19 protein-coding genes are annotated in these 17,506 nt (G+C 61.3%); 11 read left to right on the forward strand and 8 right to left on the reverse strand.

Translation table 11 applies throughout. The features are described from left to right. Positions 1-16: 16 nt before the first annotated feature. Both JQ575_RS34180 and JQ575_RS34185 read right to left on the reverse strand, forming a co-directional pair. On the reverse strand, positions 17-1,600 hold the full coding sequence (locus JQ575_RS34180) for an MDR family MFS transporter (RefSeq protein WP_212037591.1): 1,584 nt from the start codon (positions 1,598-1,600) through the stop codon (positions 17-19). 272 nt (positions 1,601-1,872) lie between these two features. Continuing rightward, a complete protein-coding gene (locus JQ575_RS34185; RefSeq protein ID WP_212037593.1) occupies positions 1,873-2,385 on the reverse strand; it encodes a YcgN family cysteine cluster protein in 513 nt (170 codons plus the stop codon). Between the two features lie 307 nt (positions 2,386-2,692). Between JQ575_RS34185 and JQ575_RS34190 the strand changes: the two genes are divergently transcribed. The 3 genes from JQ575_RS34190 to JQ575_RS34200 are packed head-to-tail and all read left to right on the forward strand — an operon-like array spanning position 2,693 to position 6,195. Next, on the forward strand, positions 2,693-4,978 hold the full coding sequence (locus JQ575_RS34190) for a transglycosylase domain-containing protein (RefSeq protein WP_212037595.1): 2,286 nt from the start codon (positions 2,693-2,695) through the stop codon (positions 4,976-4,978). A gap of 27 nt (positions 4,979-5,005) precedes the next feature. Continuing rightward, on the forward strand, positions 5,006-5,584 hold the full coding sequence (locus JQ575_RS34195) for a DUF1214 domain-containing protein (protein ID WP_192734287.1): 579 nt from the start codon (positions 5,006-5,008) through the stop codon (positions 5,582-5,584). Next, positions 5,581-6,195 carry a DUF1254 domain-containing protein gene (locus JQ575_RS34200; RefSeq protein ID WP_212037597.1) on the forward strand — a complete coding sequence of 205 codons (615 nt, stop codon included), beginning with the start codon at positions 5,581-5,583 and terminating at the stop codon, positions 6,193-6,195. The genes JQ575_RS34195 and JQ575_RS34200 overlap by 4 nt, the downstream gene beginning before the upstream one ends. A gap of 22 nt (positions 6,196-6,217) precedes the next feature. Here JQ575_RS34200 and JQ575_RS34205 read toward each other — a convergent pair whose 3' ends face one another. Together JQ575_RS34205 and JQ575_RS45125 are read right to left on the reverse strand one after the other, a co-directional pair. Continuing rightward, on the reverse strand, positions 6,218-6,805 hold the full coding sequence (locus tag JQ575_RS34205; protein WP_312016071.1) for an MBL fold metallo-hydrolase: 588 nt from the start codon (positions 6,803-6,805) through the stop codon (positions 6,218-6,220). After that, positions 6,771-7,046, reverse strand: a complete 276-nt coding sequence (locus JQ575_RS45125) for a hypothetical protein (RefSeq protein WP_249167104.1) — start codon at positions 7,044-7,046, stop codon at positions 6,771-6,773. The genes JQ575_RS34205 and JQ575_RS45125 overlap by 35 nt, the downstream gene beginning before the upstream one ends. A 94-nt stretch (positions 7,047-7,140) precedes the next feature. Here JQ575_RS45125 and JQ575_RS34210 point away from each other — a divergent pair, with 94 nt between their 5' ends. Further along, positions 7,141-7,998, forward strand: a complete 858-nt coding sequence (locus JQ575_RS34210; protein WP_212037599.1) for a LysR family transcriptional regulator — start codon at positions 7,141-7,143, stop codon at positions 7,996-7,998. A gap of 4 nt (positions 7,999-8,002) precedes the next feature. On the opposite strand, the gene JQ575_RS34215 is transcribed toward JQ575_RS34210, so the two are convergent. Both JQ575_RS34215 and JQ575_RS45130 read right to left on the reverse strand, forming a co-directional pair. Then, on the reverse strand, positions 8,003-8,776 hold the full coding sequence (locus tag JQ575_RS34215) for a hypothetical protein (protein ID WP_212037600.1): 774 nt from the start codon (positions 8,774-8,776) through the stop codon (positions 8,003-8,005). A gap of 15 nt (positions 8,777-8,791) precedes the next feature. Further along, positions 8,792-8,983 carry a hypothetical protein gene (locus tag JQ575_RS45130; RefSeq protein ID WP_249167093.1) on the reverse strand — a complete coding sequence of 64 codons (192 nt, stop codon included), beginning with the start codon at positions 8,981-8,983 and terminating at the stop codon, positions 8,792-8,794. A 227-nt stretch (positions 8,984-9,210) separates the two neighbouring features. Between JQ575_RS45130 and JQ575_RS34220 the strand changes: the two genes are divergently transcribed. The 4 genes from JQ575_RS34220 (at position 9,211) to JQ575_RS34235 (ending at position 13,844) form a co-directional block, all read left to right on the forward strand. Further along, entirely contained in the window at positions 9,211-10,437 is a 1,227-nt protein-coding gene (locus JQ575_RS34220; protein ID WP_212037602.1) for an integrase family protein, read from the forward strand. A 173-nt stretch (positions 10,438-10,610) separates the two neighbouring features. After that, positions 10,611-10,952 (forward strand): AlpA family transcriptional regulator, encoded by a 342-nt coding sequence (locus tag JQ575_RS34225; protein ID WP_212037604.1) that lies wholly within the window; start codon positions 10,611-10,613, stop codon positions 10,950-10,952. 3 nt (positions 10,953-10,955) lie between these two features. After that, positions 10,956-12,827, forward strand: coding sequence for a DNA-primase RepB domain-containing protein (locus JQ575_RS34230; protein WP_212037605.1), 1,872 nt, complete (start codon positions 10,956-10,958; stop codon positions 12,825-12,827). 99 nt (positions 12,828-12,926) lie between these two features. Then, entirely contained in the window at positions 12,927-13,844 is a 918-nt protein-coding gene (locus JQ575_RS34235) for a hypothetical protein (RefSeq protein WP_212037607.1), read from the forward strand. Between the two features lie 268 nt (positions 13,845-14,112). Here the strand turns inward: JQ575_RS34235 and JQ575_RS34240 are convergent, their stop codons facing one another. Together JQ575_RS34240 and JQ575_RS34245 are read right to left on the reverse strand one after the other, a co-directional pair. Then, positions 14,113-14,634 (reverse strand): hypothetical protein, encoded by a 522-nt coding sequence (locus JQ575_RS34240; RefSeq protein ID WP_212037609.1) that lies wholly within the window; start codon positions 14,632-14,634, stop codon positions 14,113-14,115. A 360-nt stretch (positions 14,635-14,994) separates the two neighbouring features. Further along, entirely contained in the window at positions 14,995-15,984 is a 990-nt protein-coding gene (locus tag JQ575_RS34245; protein ID WP_212037611.1) for a nitronate monooxygenase family protein, read from the reverse strand. Between the two features lie 298 nt (positions 15,985-16,282). Between JQ575_RS34245 and JQ575_RS34250 the strand changes: the two genes are divergently transcribed. The 3 genes from JQ575_RS34250 to JQ575_RS45845 all read left to right on the forward strand — a co-directional run bounded on the left by JQ575_RS34250 (position 16,283) and on the right by JQ575_RS45845 (position 17,414). Further along, entirely contained in the window at positions 16,283-16,663 is a 381-nt protein-coding gene (locus JQ575_RS34250) for a response regulator (RefSeq protein ID WP_212037613.1), read from the forward strand. Beyond that, on the forward strand, positions 16,664-17,038 hold the full coding sequence (locus JQ575_RS34255; protein WP_212037615.1) for a response regulator: 375 nt from the start codon (positions 16,664-16,666) through the stop codon (positions 17,036-17,038). A 241-nt stretch (positions 17,039-17,279) separates the two neighbouring features. Then, on the forward strand, positions 17,280-17,414 hold the full coding sequence (locus JQ575_RS45845) for a hypothetical protein (RefSeq protein WP_283842671.1): 135 nt from the start codon (positions 17,280-17,282) through the stop codon (positions 17,412-17,414). Positions 17,415-17,506: the final 92 nt, after the last annotated feature.

The following is a 17,506-nucleotide window of genomic DNA, read 5'->3' on the forward strand; positions in this document are numbered from 1 at the left end:
CCGAAGCTCTAGCGCCCTATTCCGCCATCTCGACCGGCGGCGGCGTCCCCGGTCCGGCGAGCGGTCGTTCTTCCATCAGGATCATGCAGAGCGTGGCGCCTGCCATCAGCGCGGCCGCAGCGCCGAATACGTAGCGGAACGCCGTGATCATGTCGGCGACGGGGATCGAATTCAGGGGACCGTGGTGTTCGCCGACCAGCGAAATGTCCGCCCCCAGCACCATCAGCAGGATCGCGGTGAAGGCTGCGACCGTGAACGACGACATCAGCGCGCGAAAGAAATTCATCGCACCGGTGACGGTGCCGATCTGCGGCCGCGCCACCGAATTCTGCAGCGAGACCACGCTGACCGGGAACGTCGTTCCGAGCCCGAGGGCAAACACCGACAGCAGCACCAGCAAGCCCCACAGCGGCAGCGTGGTGAGCGCCAGCGCGCATCCGGAGATCGCGGCGATCGACGTTCCGATAATCGCGACGCGCTTGTAGTGTTTGGCGCGCGCCATGGTGCGTCCGGCGATCGCGGCGCCGCAGGTCGAGATCGCGGCGAGCGGGATCAGCGCAAGCCCCGCCTCGCTGGCGGTGAGGTGATAGACCACCTCGTAATAGAGCGGCAGATTGACCGTCAGTCCGGTGATGGCGCCGAGCGCACAGCCGCCGGCGGCCATCGCATACGGCACCACCGTTCCGCCCATCAGGGGCAGCGGCAGGAACGGCTCGTCGGCCTTGCGCGCGTGCCAGACGAAGCTGAACGCCAGCGCGACTGAGGCGCCGATCATCGCGATGATGGTCGGCGACAGCCACAGATAACGGTTGCCGCCCCAGGTCAGCACCAGCATGAACACGACCGCGGCCGCCATCAGCAAGACGCCGCCGAGCCAGTCGACCTTGCGCCGGCGGTGGAACACCGGGATCTTGCCCATCTTCGGCAACAGCAGCGCCAGCGCGCCGATCGCGAGCGGCACGTTGATCCAGAAGATCATCGACCAGTGCAGATGCTCGGCGAACACCCCGCCGATGACCGGCCCGCCGATTCCGGCGGCGACCCACACGCCGCTGAAATAGGCCTGGTACTGGCCGCGTTCGCGTGGGCTCACCACGTCGGAGATCACGGTCTGCACGACGGGCATGATGCCGCCGCCGCCGAGGCCCTGCAGGCCGCGCGCGAGGATCAGGATCGGCATGTTCGGCGCCAATGCGCACAGGATCGAGCCCGCGATGAACAGGCTGAGGGCGACAATGATCATGACGCGGCGGCCGTAGATGTCGCTCAGCGTTCCGAACACCGGCGCCACCGCGGTCGATGCCAACAGATAGGCCGTGATCACCCAGGAGAGATTGGAAACGTCGCCGAACTGGCGGCCAATGGTCGGCAACGCGGTTGCGACGATGGTCTGGTCGAGCGCGGCCAGAAACATCGTCAGCATCAGGCTGATCAGGATGGTGCGGACCTCGTCCTGGGTCAGCGGCGCGCGCGGCGCAATCGGCGGCGCATCGCTGACATCGATGACCTCGGTCGTGATGTGCGAGATTTCAGCCGAAATTTCGTCGGTTAACGTATCATGGTCGGCAGATTGACCGCGCTGCCGTTCGAGCTTGTTCATTTGAGGCGTAATATTTTTCTTCGCAGCCTAAAGCCGCCGAGATGGAATCGCTATATCGGCAGCACTCTAGAGCGCAAACTTCCCTCGCGGCAGGCACCTGCGCGCATGGGAGCATCCCGCGAGCGCAGCTTCGCAATCACGTGATCGATAGCTTGCACAAACGCCACGATGTCGGCCGCCTTTTGAACCGCCCGCCCCATGCAGCGCAGCTTTGCAAAGGGCGCTGGAGCATGGGGTAGTTTTCGCGATTTGCTCTGGGCCGCGCGGCGCGTTCACACCGGCCGCTTCTTCAGCCGCGCCCGCTTCGGCAACAGCGCCGGCCATTGCACGATGTGATCTTCGAGATCCTCGTCGGCGATCTCGTTCTCCGTTCCCTGCACACGCCCGCGCACGGAAACGCCGGCCTCATGCACGGTATTGGGATCACCTGAAATCAGCGGGTGCCACCAATAGAGGTCGCGGCCCTCGGCGACCAGCTTGTAGCCGCAGCTCGGCGGCAGCCAGTTCAGGGTGCGGACGTTTTCCGGGGTCAGTCGGACGCAGTCGGGAACCTTGGCGGAGCGGTTCGGGTAGTCCTTGCAGGCGCAGGAGCCCGAATCGAGCAGCTTGCAGGAGACGTGGGTGAAATAGATCTTGCCGGTATCCTCGTCTTCGAGCTTCTCCAGGCAGCAGCGCGCGCAGCCGTCGCACAGGCTCTCCCATTCGGCGCTGGACATCTCTTCCAACGTCTTGGTTTTCCAGAAGAATCCCTCCTGGCCGGAAGCTCGCTTGGGCGGTGCGGTCATGAATTCAGGGTTTTCCAGATCCGATCGGTCTTGCGCCCTTCTAGGAGGTGCGGTGGCAGCCTTGCAAGCCGGACCGCTCCGGCCGGCATAAAAAGCCGGGGGCAGCGTTAGTCCTGACCATCAAAATGGTGAGCCAGACCATTGGTTTATGGCCCCCGCTCGGATAGAACAACCGCGAGTCCCCAACGTGCTTGAAGGTCGCCTGGCGAGCCGTAAAAGCGCCTTGGGTTTGCCGCAACATCGAAGCAAGACGTCTCGATAGCGCCAAGCGTGCGCAGAGCGCCTACGAACCGACCAAGGGCCCCGGGTGCGCGAGTTCATTCCAGCGCGATGGAAGACAAAGATCCAGCACGTCATGCTGGACCTCGACGCGCGCATCGACTCGACGCTGTTCTCATCCGGCAAGGGCGCGCGCGAACTCTATGAGCGCTTTTCCACCTTCATGGACCGCTTCTATGTCGGCGGCTGGAAGCGCTGGGTGTTCATCGAGCCGGCTTCGGAAGCCGCCACCATCGGTCTCGGCGGCCTGATCCTGATGCTGGCGCTCGCGGTGCCCGCGTTTCGCGAAACCGCCGACGACGACTGGCTGAAAAAATCCGACCTCGCGGTGTCGTTCCTCGACCGCTACGGCAATCCGATCGGCAACCGCGGCATCAAGCACAACGACTCGATCCCGCTGGAAGACTTTCCGGACAATCTGATCAAGGCGACGCTCGCCACCGAAGACCGCCGCTTCTACGACCATTTCGGCATCGACATCGCCGGCACCGCGCGCGCCCTCGTCACCAACGCGCAGGCCGGCGGCGTGCGCCAGGGCGGTTCGTCGATCTCCCAGCAGCTGGCGAAGAACCTGTTCCTGAACAACGAGCGCACCATCGAACGCAAGGTGAAGGAAGCCTTCCTTGCGATCTGGCTGGAGACGCGGCTCACCAAAAACGAGATCCTGAAACTCTATCTCGACCGCGCCTATATGGGCGGCGGCACCTTCGGCGTCGACGGTGCGGCGCATTTCTATTTCAACAAGTCGGCGCGCGACGTCACGCTTGCCGAATCCGCGATGCTGGCCGGCCTGTTCAAGGCGCCGACCAAATACGCGCCGCACATCAACCTGCCGGCCGCGCGCGCCCGCGCCAACGTGGTGCTGGACAACCTCGTCGATGCCGGCTTCATGACCGAAGGCCAGGTGTTCGGCGCACGGCGTAATCCGGCCGTCGCCGTCGACCGCCGCGACGAGAATTCGCCGAACTACTATCTCGACTGGGCGTTCGACGAGATGCGCAAGCTGGTCGACACGTTCCCGAAATCCTACACCGAGCGCGTCTTCGTGGTCCGCACCGCGATCGACATGACCGTCCAGCGCGCCGCTGAAGCAACCGTCGAGAACCAGCTCCGCCAGTTCGGCCGCGATTATCATGCGACCCAGGCAGCCCTTGCCGTCGCCGACCTCGATGGCGGCGTGCGCGCCATGGTCGGCGGACGTGACTATGGCGCGAGCCAGTTCAACCGCGCGACCGACGCGATGCGCCAACCCGGTTCGTCGTTCAAGCCCTATGTCTACGCCACCGCGCTGATGAACGGCTACAAGCCGTCCTCGATCGTGGTCGACGGCCCGGTCTGCATCGGCAACTGGTGTCCGCAGAACTACAGCCACTCCTATTCGGGAGCGATGACGCTGACGCAGGCGATCACGCGCTCGATCAACGTCATTCCGGTGAAGCTCTCGATTGCACTCGGCGGCAAGTCGCCGAATCCGGCCAAGGCCGGCCGCGTCAAGATCACCGAAGTGGCGCGCAGGTTCGGCATCAAGGCGCCGCTGCCCGATACGCCGTCGATGCCGATCGGCTCCGACGAGGTCAACGTGCTCGAACACGCGGTGGCCTATGCGACCTTCCCGAACAAGGGCAAGGCGCCGATCCCGCATGCGGTGCTGGAAGTGCGCACCGGCGCCGGCGATCTGGTCTGGCGCTTCGATCGCGACGGCAAGAAGCAGATCCAGGCCATTCCCGTCAACGTCGCCGCCGAAATGTCGGAAATGATGAGCCACGTCGTAAGCGAGGGCACCGCACGGCGTGCGATCATCGACGGCATTCCGACCGCCGGCAAGACCGGCACCACCAACGCGTATCGCGACGCCTGGTTCGTCGGCTTCACCGGAAACTTCACCTGCGCGGTCTGGTACGGCAATGACGACTATTCCCCGACCAACCGCATGACCGGCGGCTCGCTGCCGGCGCAGACCTGGCGCGAGGTCATGGTGGTCGCTCACCAGGGCGTCGAGATCAAGGAAGTGCCGGGCATCGGCATGGGCACGAAACTGCCGCAGGCCGCCCAGCCCGCCAACGTCGCCGCCAATGGCGCGCCGAAGATCCTCGACACCAAGCCGGGTCCGCCGCCGGTGCTGACCAAGCGCGGCGCCGATATTCTGGTGCGCGTTGAGAAGCTGCTCGACGAGGCCGGCAAGACCGCGGGCAAGACGTCGGCCAGCGAACCGGCCAAGCCGGGCAAGTCGACATCGTCGAGCGCGCTGGCCTTCCCCGACAATTACGTCGCAGCCGCCGGCGACCCGGCTCCGCCGGCGCAGCGGAAGAACTAGTGCGGTGATTTTGCGGAGCACTGGCCTGTGCGGCTGATCTTCATCACGTTGCTCGCGTTGGCGCTCGCCACCGTCGTCGGTCTGGGCTCGACCTATATGACGGCGACGCGCGGCACCGATCTCGGCACGCTCACGATCGGTTCGTGGACGGCGCGGCCCAAGAGCGGCACCGCCGAAGTCGATCCCTATTCGCGCGCCTCGATCGCACGCAGCGGCGAATTGCCGATCGGCACCGGCGACGGCATCGCCTTCTCGGCTACCACGGACGACAAGAAGAAGCCGCTCGACGGACGCTGCGACGTGGTGGTCAGCGGCGTGACGCCCGCGGCGCGGTTCTGGACGCTGACGCTGTTCGACCGCAAGGGACATCTGGTGGCGAATTCATTGCAGCGCTACGGCTTCACCAGCCAGGAAATCATCCGCGGCTCCGACGGCGCGTTCGAGATCCGCATCGCCTCGCGCTCGCGCGCCGGCAACTGGCTGCCCACCGGCGGGATCGAGCGCTACGCGCTGATGCTGCGGTTGTACGATACGCCGGTCGGGGTCGCGACGCGGACGCAGCGCGACGCGCCGATGCCCTCCATCACCACGGTGGGCTGCCCATGATCCGGCTCTTGTTCACGATCATCGCAGGCGTGCTGCTGGGCGGCGTGGTGCATCTTGTCAGCGTGCTGGCGCTGCCGCGCATCGCAACCCAGGACGCCTATTCGCGGCTGACGCCGATGACCCGAACCAATGCCGTGACGCCGCTCGCGCTCGCCGATCCCAACAACGCGCCGATGCCGTTCATGGACCCGGCATTCGCGGTGGCGATCTGCCGTTACGATTTGTCGGGCGGTCCGCTCAAGCTCACGGTGCCGGTCAGCCAAGCCTATACGTCGGTGTCGTTCTACACCCGCAACGAGGTTGCCTACTACGCCATCAACGACCGTTCCGCCGGCCGCAAGGTGATCGAGCTCGACCTGATGACCGAGGAGCAACACGGCCAGCTGCCGGAGGATGAGGAAGTCACCGCCGCCGACCGGCTGATCATCGACTCCCCGACCATCACCGGATTGATCGTGCTGAAGGCGTTGGCGCCGGAGCCCGGCCTGATGCCGCAGGCCCAGGCTTCGCTGGCGGCCTCGCGCTGCACGCTGCAGACCGAAATTGCGCCGCCCAAGCAGCCCGAACCGCCACCACCCGCACCGGCGCCGGCGCCGAAGGGCAAGCGATAGCCGACGCGCACCACGCGAGCGGTCAGTGCTGCCCGCAGCGGCAGTGCTCGTAGTCAACGGGATCGTGGCTGTTGAAGATCGTCACTGCATCACTGTGCGCAGCCTTCAGCGTCCGCAAGCGCTCCTGGTTTTCGATGCGCAGCGTGCGGTCCATGTCGGCGCGCCGCTGAAACATTCCGAGCACCAGCGGCATTTTCGGCTTCGCGTGCAGCTGGCCGTGGAAGAAATAGGCGTCGCCGGCGTGCAGCAGCCATTTGTCTTTGGTGCGCACGGCGATGCCGCAATGGCCGAGCGTATGGCCGGGCAGCGGGATCATCAGGATGTCAGGTTCGCGATCGCCGAGCGCGCGCACGCCCTTGAAGCCGAACCAGTCCTCGCCGCCCTCGCCATACAGCGCCCATTCCGGACCATGCTTCCATTGATCCCTGACGTAACGGCCCTTCGGTGCCGGGATGCGATGGAGCACCGCCATGTCGAGTTCGCGGCGATGGACATGCACCCTGGCGTTCGGGAAATCCGGGATACCTCCGGCGTGGTCGCGATCGAGATGCGTCAGCAGCAGGTGCCGTACATCGTCAGGCGAATAACCGAGCGCCTTGACCTGCCGCACGGCCGTTTCGGCCGGATCGAGCCGAGGCGTCGTCTGCCGCACCCCATTTGCGCCCGAGTCGCGGCGGGTTGGCAATGTCATCGAGACCGATGCCGGTATCGACCAGTGCAAGCCCGTCATGAGTCTCGACCAGGAGGCAGTGACAGACCATCCGCGCCCGCCGGAACATGCTGCCGGTGCCATTCACGAACCGCTGGCCGATCGGGCACATGGTGCCGGTGTTGATGTGGTGGACGCGCATCGCAAGCTCCTTCGCTGAAGTCAGGCGCCCTGGTTGCCATTTCTCCTTTCATAGGTAAAATATTGATATCTGATAGTATCAATAGGATACAGCTATGGATATCCGCGAGCTGCGCTACTTCTCGGCCGTGTTCAGCGAACGTAACCTGACGGCGGCGGCGAAGCGTTGCTTCATCTCGCAGCCCTCGATCTCGGCCGCGATTACCAACCTCGAAGCCGAGCTCGGCACCACGCTGTTCATCCGGCACAAGAAGGGCGTCGCACCGACCGCGTCGGCCGAACAATTCCACACCGTCGCCCGCCGCATCATCGACGACGCGGACGCCGCAAAAAATCTGTTTCGGAAGCCGTCGACGCGGCAGCAGTTGACGCTCGGCCTGATGCGCACGCTCGACATGCCCAGAACGATCGCGCTGCTGAAGCCGCTGACCGCGACCGCCGATGTCGCGCTTCGCCTCGTCGGCATCAAGGACGCCGCGGACGCGCGGATCATTTCGAAAAATATCATCGATGCCGACGAGCATTTCATTCCGCTGTGGGTCGAACGCTACGTCGCCGCGCTGCCGCCGTCGCATCCGCTCACGCTGAAGGAGCGGCTTCGCACGTCGGACCTTGCCGGCGTCGCGATGATCGATCGCTGCCACTGCGAGCAGAGTGAGTTCTTTGGCCGAGCCGCCTCACCGTCGCGCCAGCCCGCGGCGATCGCGGAATCCGAGGACTGGACGATGGCACTGGTCGCGGCCGGAGTCGGCATCGCCATCGTTCCGGAGGGCGTGGCGCGCGCCAATCCCGATGTCGCCGTGCGCGAGATCGATGTCGACGTGAAGCGCCAGGTTGGCCTTGCCTATAGCGCAGCGCGGCCGCCGTCAGAGGTACTGCAGAATTTTATCGCGAGGTTGCAGCGCGCGCGCCCGAAAGCCGGCCGCGCCAAATCGTCCGGCAGGGCGCGCTGATAGATTAGCCCTTCACTGTGACCGCACGCCCGATCACGGGATTGGCGGCGACCGGCGGATTGGCGGTTTGGGCGGCGAGTTCGCCGATCAGGCGGTCGGCATCGGCGGCAATGGTATCCGGCGCCTGGATCACCAGCCGCTCCAGCGCCCAGCGATAGGACGCGATCCTCCGCTCCAGGCACTGCTGCACCCACTGCACGATCAGCGTGTTCTCTTCCATGCGGGCGACCGCGTCGGCCTGTTCGCGCGGCGACAGCTCCGAGACCATCCTCAGGCTGGCGCTGCGCTTGCGGTCGAGTTCGATCACGCGGATGGCGGAGGCAAAGAACGGCTCGAACCGCGTGATGTCGTTGCGCACGTCCTCGATCAATTGCTGATAGCGCGAGGTATGCGCGCGGTGCGGCTCGTCGATCAAGGCGCGTCCATAGGTGGTGCGATCGAACGCCACCTTCTGCCGCCATGGCGAGGGCAGCGGCTGGTAATCGCCGAACACGCTCTTCCAGGCCGGCCGCGAAAGCGGCGGCTCGATCAGGGGATAGGCGAGATCGCGAAGCTGGCGTTCGTTTTCGGTGAGCTGGAAATGCGACGGCTTGAGCCCGACGCTGCCGGTGGCCTCGGCGCCCAGCCAACGATGCATATCGTCGTTGCGGAAATCGGCGCGGGTGCGGCCGAAATCGCCGCCGCTGCAGCCGCCGAGGGCCGAGCCAATTAGGATGAGTATAAGAGCCGGGAGTGACCGAATCCCGGCGGTCCGGATCGGATGGCGCAGCTCCGGCATTTCAAATGTCCGTTGTCAGGGGCGCCGACGGCGACGGCGGCCGGGAGCTGTACCTTCCTCCGGTCCGCGCCCGCCGCTCTCGTCGGTTGGACGTTCGATCCGGACTACCGGAAGGATCAGTACGGTCCCCATGCCCTCGCCCGAAGCGCCATCCGGGGCGGGCCGCCGCGAAGCTGCATCCGCCGGAAATTCAATGATGGTGCCCATGTTCCGTTCTCTCTCATTGCCGCACGGACATGATTTGGCCGGCGACATGCGATCATTCAGAACAGAACGTGGTTAACGGCATCTTAATCCACGAGGGTGTTTAGCGCCGTTAAGCACCATTAACTAACGCCCTAACTCACCGTAAATGTTTGCGTTTTTGTGTTAAAGGCTATAAGAAACTGTTAGGCTTTATTTGGCTTAAAACGTTAGCGGAGCGTTAGTTCGCCATGCAGAAGCGCATAGCTCCAAACAAGCAAAAACTGACCGAATTTCTCGTCAAGAATCTCCAGCCGCAGGAGCGCGCGTATCTGGTTTGGGACACGCTTCAGCGGGGTCTTGCGGTCCGGGTTGAACCAACGGGGCACCGGGCCTGGAAGGCCATCTACAAGTTTGGCGGGCGGCCACGCTGGTACAATATAGGGAGCACAGCTGCCGTCGGACTCGCCGACGCGCGTCGGTTGGCGGGCCGGGTTATGTACGCGGTTGCCGAAGGTGCCGACCCCCAAGCTGAGCGTAGGGTGGCAAGAAGCAGCGGCACATTCGAGGACTTAGCCAAACGCTACGCGGCGTATGCCGAGAGCAGGAACAAGAGTTGGCGGCAGGCCGATGCGCTTGTTCGCAGGCATCTGATGCCGAAGTGGGCCAAGATACGCGCCGCCGATATCACTCGCTCCGATGTCCGGACGCTGATGGCGCGCATTCATGCACCTATAGTCGCTAACCAGGTGTTGGCGAGTGCGAGCGCTATCTTCACATGGGCAATCAGGGAGGAATTTGCGGAAATCAAGATCAACCCGTGCCATGCCATCGAGCGCAACCCGACACAGAGCCGTGATCGGGTCGTCTCTGACTCCGAAGTTCCGCGTATCTGGGCCGAGTTCGAGGTTGCCGGCTTGCAAGGCAAAGCATTGCAAATGCTTTTGCTAACTGGGCAAAGGCCGGGGGAAGTTTCGCACATGAGAACCGAGCACATCGCGGACGGCTGGTGGACGATGCCCGGTGCGGTCGTCGCCGAACTGAATTGGCCCGGAACAAAGAATGCTCAGTCGCATCGCGTATGGTTACCGATACCGGCGCAAGCGATCCTGGCGGAAATGGATGCAGCGGGACTTGTTTTCGCCGGGCCGCGAGGCGGAGCGGTCAAGGAACTCGATGCAGCGATGCGTCAAATCTGCGCTAAGCTCGGCGTGCCCGCGGCGACACCGCATGACTTGCGAAGGACACATGGCACTTTAATCGCGTCGTTGGGTTTTGGCCGCGATGCGATGAACCGGATTCAAAATCACGCCGAGGGTGGCATCGCCTCGGTCTACGACCGCCACCAATACGCCGATGAGAACAAGCGCATAATGGAGGCTGTGGCATCACGGGTCATGTCACTGATTCAGGGAACTGCTGGCGGCAACGTGCTGCAATTTGGTAAAAATCCCCAAGGGCCTGTTTACGTGAGCTAATAAACAGGTTACATTAACTGTCAGCAGCAGCGTATCGCGCCCCGCGACGAGTCTGCTTTACCAAACAAAATTCAAGACCGCGCATCGCGACGGTCGGGCGCCCAAACGAGCCGAGGCTCATTGGGCGCGTGTAAAGGTGCGCTCGGCCCGGCTCTTCTCGGAGCCAGTAGCACATGTTTAATACCAACCGACAAAAGCAACCGGCAGCGCCAGCCAAGCGGCCATCCCCGCCGCGAACGCGCATCTTAAAGCCGACAGCCGCTCATCAATCAACCGACAGCGCTGCTTCCCTTATCGATGCTGCCAAGCCTGCGCAGCCACCTCGATTCGTATTCAAGCCGGAAGTTCTGGACCGCGTCGGCGTGTCCTACGTCTGTATCTGGCAATGGATGCGTGCAGGCAAGTTCCCGCGCAGCAGGGAGGTCGGCGGCAAAGTCGCCTGGTTAGAAAGCGAGATTGATGAGTGGATGGTGACGCGTCCGCTTCGCAGTTATAAAAAATCGGAGGTCGCGTGAGTCATGGCCTCCTCATCGAGCAAGAAGCACCAGCAGCGTTCGAACGCTGCCGGAATCAAGGATTCGTGGCGCGATTTCAATAACGCTGATGCGATTAAGACCCGCTACGCGACGCAGTCGATGGACCAGGACCATCCCCTGTTGACATGCGATCATGCCGAGGCCGGTTGCTTCCTTCAGGCGATCGATCCTGACGCGACGAGATTCACCTTCCAAACATTCGACGATTCAAAGTTGAAAAGGCGAGCGCTCGCCCAGACGATTGAAGGTACGCTCGACGAATCCTGGGAGCGGCTGGTCGCCCTCAACAACGAAGGCGCTGGTGTCTTCGTCACCATTAATAAAACCGTCCTGGTGGGTCGTCGCAAAAACGATAACATCGTGGCGATACGCGCCGGATTTGTTGATCTCGACGGCGCATCTCTTGAGCCGGTGCTCAATGACCCGGTGTTGCCCAAGCCGCACATCGTCACCCAGACATCTCCCGGCAAATGGCACTGTTTCTTCCTGCTCCACAGCATCGAGTTGGCGCAATTTACTGCAATGCAGTCAGCGTTAGCGGTTCACTTTAATTCCGATCCAAGCGTTAAGGACCTGCCGCGCGTGATGAGATTGCCGGGTTTCTGGCATCGTAAGGCCGAGGCGTTCATGACTCAGATTATCAGCGTGAGCGCTGACCCGCCTTATGATGGCCAGCAATTCCTGGAGAAGCTCGCGACCGTGACGGAAAAGTATGCAATCGCAGCCTCCGCGTCGGCCGCTGATGCAAAGAGGTCGATTCAGGAAGCGCCGATTCTCGATGTTCGCTGCGGAAGTAGCGCGAGAAAGGCGAAATCGAACAAATCCCTAAATCACGACGGCGATGACGACGGCAACCGTAACCAATGGACCAACTCCTCAAACGAAAATAGCCAGCGGTCGCAGGGACGAGGTGAGGACAAATGGCGCCGATTCAACAATAATCTCCTCCAGATTTTGCCGGTATGGTTTCCTCGGCTGTATTCTCCCGATGGAGCCAGGCCATACCAGACCGGCTATCGCGTCACCAGTAAGTGGTTAGGACGCGACCTCGAGGAAGACCTTTCAGCCCTGCCAGCCGGCATTTTTGACTTTGGCCTCGAAAAAGGGTTCACCCCGATCGACCTTGTGATGGCGCGGATGCAAGTTGATTTCACAAAGGCCGTCGCCTGGTTATCCGGCACGACGGGCATCGTTGTGGATGAAGACGACGGGATAAGCGAAGACGATGAAGATTCAGAAGGAGGAAGCGACGACGACGATGACGATGCGGTGGACGACAAAGGCGATGCGAGCCGCGACAATCGTTGGAGTAACGCCGAAGAACGCGACGCAAACGAGGCTCCGGTTGCCAATAAGTTGCCGGTCATCCAAATAACCCCGCGAATCTCAGTCCTGACCTCAGCCGCCCAGACGATGTTGATCAATGCCAAGGTACCGTTTTATCAACGCGGTGGCGAGTTGGTTCGCCCCATCATCAGGACCGTCAAAGCGGCACACGGTCATTTAACCAAAACGGCACAATTGAGAGCGATCACGGTCATATACATGCGCGACACGATTTGTCGTCACTCGATCTGGAAGAGGTACGATAAGCGCGCGAATAAGTGGATCCGGGCCACACCTCCTCTGAACGTGGCAGAGACGCTGCTCGCCCGTGACGGAATCTGGGCCTTCCCGGAGATTGCGGGTGTGATTGCAACTCCGACGATGAGACCGGACGGTACGCTTCTGACCGAGCAGGGCTACGACCCGACGACACGGCTGCTGCTGATCGAACGCCAAAAATGCCACCTATCCCTGATAATCCTACGCGCGAAGATGCACTGGAGGCCCTCGCCCTCCTTACGGACTTGATCCGGGAATCTCCATTCGTCGATGGAGTGGCAAAATCGGTGGCGCTCTCTGGTCTTATTACGCCGGTCGTCCGAGCAGCTTTTCCCGTAGCCCCGCTGCATGCAGCATCAGCTCCCGTTGCTGGAACAGGCAAAAGTTTTCTGGGGGATCTGGATTTCATCGGGCCAGCGGCGCATTCCCGTGATCGCGGCCAGTAACGAGGAAGAGACCGAAAAACGGCTTGTTGGCGTGATGTTAAGTGGTCAACCGCTCATCAGCATCGACAATCTGAACGGCGAACTGAAAGGCGACTTTCTGTGTCAGGCGGTCGAGCAACATTTTCTTGATATCCGTCCGCTTGGCCGCTCAGTCATAGCTCGAATCGAAACAGGCGGCGTTACGTTTTTTGCCTCTGGCAATAACATCGCCATTGTCGGAGACCTTTGTCGGCGCACGATAAAGTCAAGATTGAACGCCAAGATGGAGAACCCGCAGCTGCGACAATACGAGGGGGATCCGATTTCTAAAATCTTGGAAGATCGTGGCAGATTCATTGCCGCCTGCTTGACGATTTGTCGAGCCTACATCGTCGCCGGTCGACCCAGCTTAGCTCCGCGGCTGGCATCGTTTCAGGGCTGGTCGGACACGGTGCGCTCCGCATTGATCTGGCTCGGCCAAGACGATCCAGTAAAATCCATGGAGACTCACCGGGCGGAAGATCCTCAGCGCGTGGCCCTGAGCGACGTGATCAGAACTTGGTCGAAGGTCATTGGAATCGGAACTCGTGTTACGCTCGCCGATGCAGCGAACAAAGCAGCCCAGCATGAATATGGAATTTCAAGATATCCAGAATTTCACGCCGCGCTGCTCGCCGCCATGTCCATGATAAAGGGCGGCAATTCATATGGATCGAATATCGATGTGACGACCCTTGGCAGATGGTTTAAAATGAACAAAGAACGCATTATCGATAGTCATTGTCTAATGAACCAATCAAACGAAAAGGGCGTCGCAACCTGGTGGGTAGAGGCGGCATGACCTGAGGTCTCCCGGCCATCTTGGGGGGCAACGGGGGGCGACGGGGGGCAAAAACAACCCTTCATGTGAAGTTTGGCAGCCAAAATTCCTAGACCCGAGAAGAATTGGTCCCCTTTGGCCCTGTTGCCCCCGTGGCTGGAAGATATTGATCGCCCACCACCATCGAAGAGCGGCAACGCAAGTCGTTTGTGCCGAATGCACCCAGTGTTGACTCGTGTAATCTGGCGCGCTCGAATGGCAAGCCAGGTTGACTAATCCTGAGCGGGGGTCATTCCCTGATGTGTTCGTCGGGGGTTGCACCTCCCCGCGCTCCGTCGACAATGTCCTCCCCTACCGGCAACGATCCATCCGCCAGCAGCAACATCTCGGGATCGTTGACCGTCGCCAAGTACAGCGACGCCGCCTGATCCACGTCCATGCCATCTTCAATGAGCAGGTTTCGGTCGACCTTGATGTTGGCATTGACGCTGACGGCGCTGAGGTGCGGGTGAAGAAAGGGAGCCGCGTCGACCGCGCATCGCTGGGCCTTCTCCTTGAATGAGCCCAACTCCTTCATGGCGCTGATCAACTGTTCTGGCTTCGCCTCGCCCTCGGCCAGCCTTTTCAGAAGCTCGGCCAATATTGTCTCCGCCTCCGAGTGATAGAAGCGCATGTTCTGAAGCATGACCTCGAGCGGCGTGATGCCCGCGGCTAAGGCCTCGTCTGCGATGTTCCGTAGAGCCGCTGTTCTGGCGTTGATGCCGCCCTTCTTGCGACCCGCATTTGGTTGATAGCCACCAAACGTTCCCATTAGTTTTTCCTAGATTGGTCTTTCTTCAGGACGGAGGCGAACCCGTGGGGGCACCGCATCGGTAGCATCACTGGTCGGCTAGCGAGTTTAGCCGCCCACACTTTAGCTTAATTCTCCCGTATCTAACAGGGACCGCTTCCAGTTATCGCGGCCAACCTGCTGCCGCTGCCAACAACGGAAGTCGCAGAAGTATTCGACCGCCTCGTCGACGAACGCAAGCAGGCCTGCTGGCATTCAACGAGGCAAAACGCTGCACTGATTGGTCCGAAGTCCGACTTCCGCGCTACACCCGAAAGCGGACTCCACCCGGACATCACGCCATGCCCGAAAAGTGCCAAGAACAGACATGCGCCCTGACCATTAATTTCCTAGCTGCCGAGCTAACCCAAGCAAGACGGCTTGAGCTTCGCCAACGATCTCGCGCACGATCTCCGCTGCGGGTTGTCTCTTGTGAACAAGGGCAACGCTCTGTCCAGCATAAAGCGCCATAGCATCTATATCGCCCTCAGCATCAGCGGCGGGCGGCGCTGGTCGATACCGCACTATCGGCCCGCGTGATTTTGACGTAGCGACCACTTCACCCTCACCGGGCCGCTTGCCCGTTGCCGGACGTCCGGCGGCTTCCCAAGCCGCGACAGTGCCATTGCGCAGTACGCGATGAGGTGCCTTGGGCCAGCCGAGGTCGAACAGCTCTTCGAGATAAACGGTATCGTCTTCCGTGGCCTGCAATACTCGCTCGCGATAGTGCGGATGAATTGGCACCTCGCTGCTCGCAAGAAAACGGGTCCCGATCCAAGCCCCCGATGCGCCCAGCGCCAAGGCAGCAGCAAGCCCGCGGCCGTCGGCAATACCCCCCGCTGCAAAGACGGGCACTGGTCCGACCGCGTCGACCACTGCGGGAACGAGCGCCATCGTGGCGACTGTTCCACCAGCTTCCCATCCCTGGGCGACTACGACGTCAACGCCACACTCTACAGCCTGCCGCGCTTCTACTGCCGTACCAACTGTGTGAAGCACCGTGGCACCACCAGCCTTCGCCCGGGCCACAAGGGCTGAAGGATCGCGCCAGATGAAGGAGATAACCGGCACGCCCTCCTGCAAACAGGCGTCAAGGCGCTCTTCTTGCGGAAAATCTAGGTTCAGATTGACTGCGAACGGTTTAGTCGTGAGAGCGCGAGTTTCGCGGACCTGCTGACGCAATGCCTGTATGTCCGCCCCCCACAGTGCGAGCGTGCCCAGGCCGCCAGCGTTGCTGACTGCAGCAGCGAGGGCGGGGCTGACCAGCCCACCCAGGGGCGCTTGAATTATCGGAATCTCGATCCCAAGCCGTTCACAACCTGTCGTAATCATTAGGTCGCTCCACCTGCTAAATACGCATTCTGGACCAATCGTTGGGTATTGGTATTGCTGACACCCTTGGCCATCTCGATTACGACCGGGTCAATTAGGCCCTTCTAATTGGTCCCAACTGCAAACGTTCGAACAACTAAACGAGTAATAAGAAGAAGTGCCGATGTCGTGAGGGACGCCTCTGATGGTCTCTGCACGTGGGGTTAGCCAGCGTTCCAAGGTCCACTTTTATACTTTTATGCGGAACTGATTGTAACCTGGGCCGTTTTTGCATGGAACCAAGGGCAAGGCGGGAAAAGTGGCAAATCTACCCATTGTTCTCATTGTCGAGGACGACCTGTTAATTCAAGGGATAGTGGATGAGGCTTTGCAGGAGGGCGGGCTTGAAACTGCTATCGCTGGGTCGGCGGAGGAGGCTGTGACCCTGCTGCAAGCAAAGGCCACTGGTTACAGCGCGCTCGTCACCGACATCAATCTCAAGGGACGCATGAACGGTTGGGAAGTCGCCAAGCAGGCCCGAGAGATCGATCCGGCTTTCCCTATCGTCTACATGACGGGAGCCGCCGCTGGCGAATGGGCGTCGCACGGCGTGCCCAACAGCATCCTATTGGAGAAGCCGTTTGCGCCCGCGCAGTTGGTCACTGCGGTCGCTCAACTTCTCAACGTCGGTCAAGGCTAGATGCAGAGCGTCGCCGTATTTTTGGTTGAAGACGAGGCACTGATAAGGATGATGATCGTCGAGATGCTCGAAGAGCTTGGGCACCGCGTGGTCGCCGAGGCGGGAAGCATCCACGAGGCTGAACCGCTGGCCCGCACTTCCGTATTTGATTTAGCGATTTTCGACATCAATGTCGCTGGTTTTAGCATCAGTCCTATCGCAGAGATCGTGGCGGCGCGGGGTCTGCCGTTCGTATTCGTCAGCGGGTATGGTCCGGAGGGGCGGCCAACCTTGTTCAGCGACAGGCCGGTGCTGCGGAAGCCTTTCTTGCTTGAAGACTTCGCTGCCATGATCGATGCAGCCATGGCTGTCAAAGCAGCTAGGCCCCCGAGATGAGGCCGATGCGCGGTTCGGTCAGCCGATGGACTAGGTCTCGATCCGCTTATCAACATGGGCGCTATCTGGCCCACATCCCTTGGTGCCAAACTGGTCGAATTCGCTGGGGCAACACATGCCCTGGCCGGGATAGGCTGCTTGGTGGCTGCAATCACCGCGACAATCATACATAATAGAGCCCCTCAGGAACGTAACTGGCGCAGTTCTATTGAGCGTTGTTCCTCCTCCCAAGGAACGCCTGATGGCCGACGACAACGCAAGAAACCCAAACGTAAAGCAGCCCGGCGAAAACCCGGAAGGCAAGTTTCACTACAACCCCGGAAACATGGCCGGGAAAACGCCCGGCGGCGTTCGAAGTAAAAGTGCCGCACGATGAAATCTCCTGGCAGCCAGATGAGAGGGAGCCACCGCCCTGAGTAGCAATCTCGTACCTACATCCAATGACATCAAGACCGAAGCGGCCGACGG

It is taken from the genome of Bradyrhizobium sp. JYMT SZCCT0428 (genome assembly GCF_018131075.1).
Classification (GTDB): domain Bacteria; phylum Pseudomonadota; class Alphaproteobacteria; order Rhizobiales; family Xanthobacteraceae; genus Bradyrhizobium.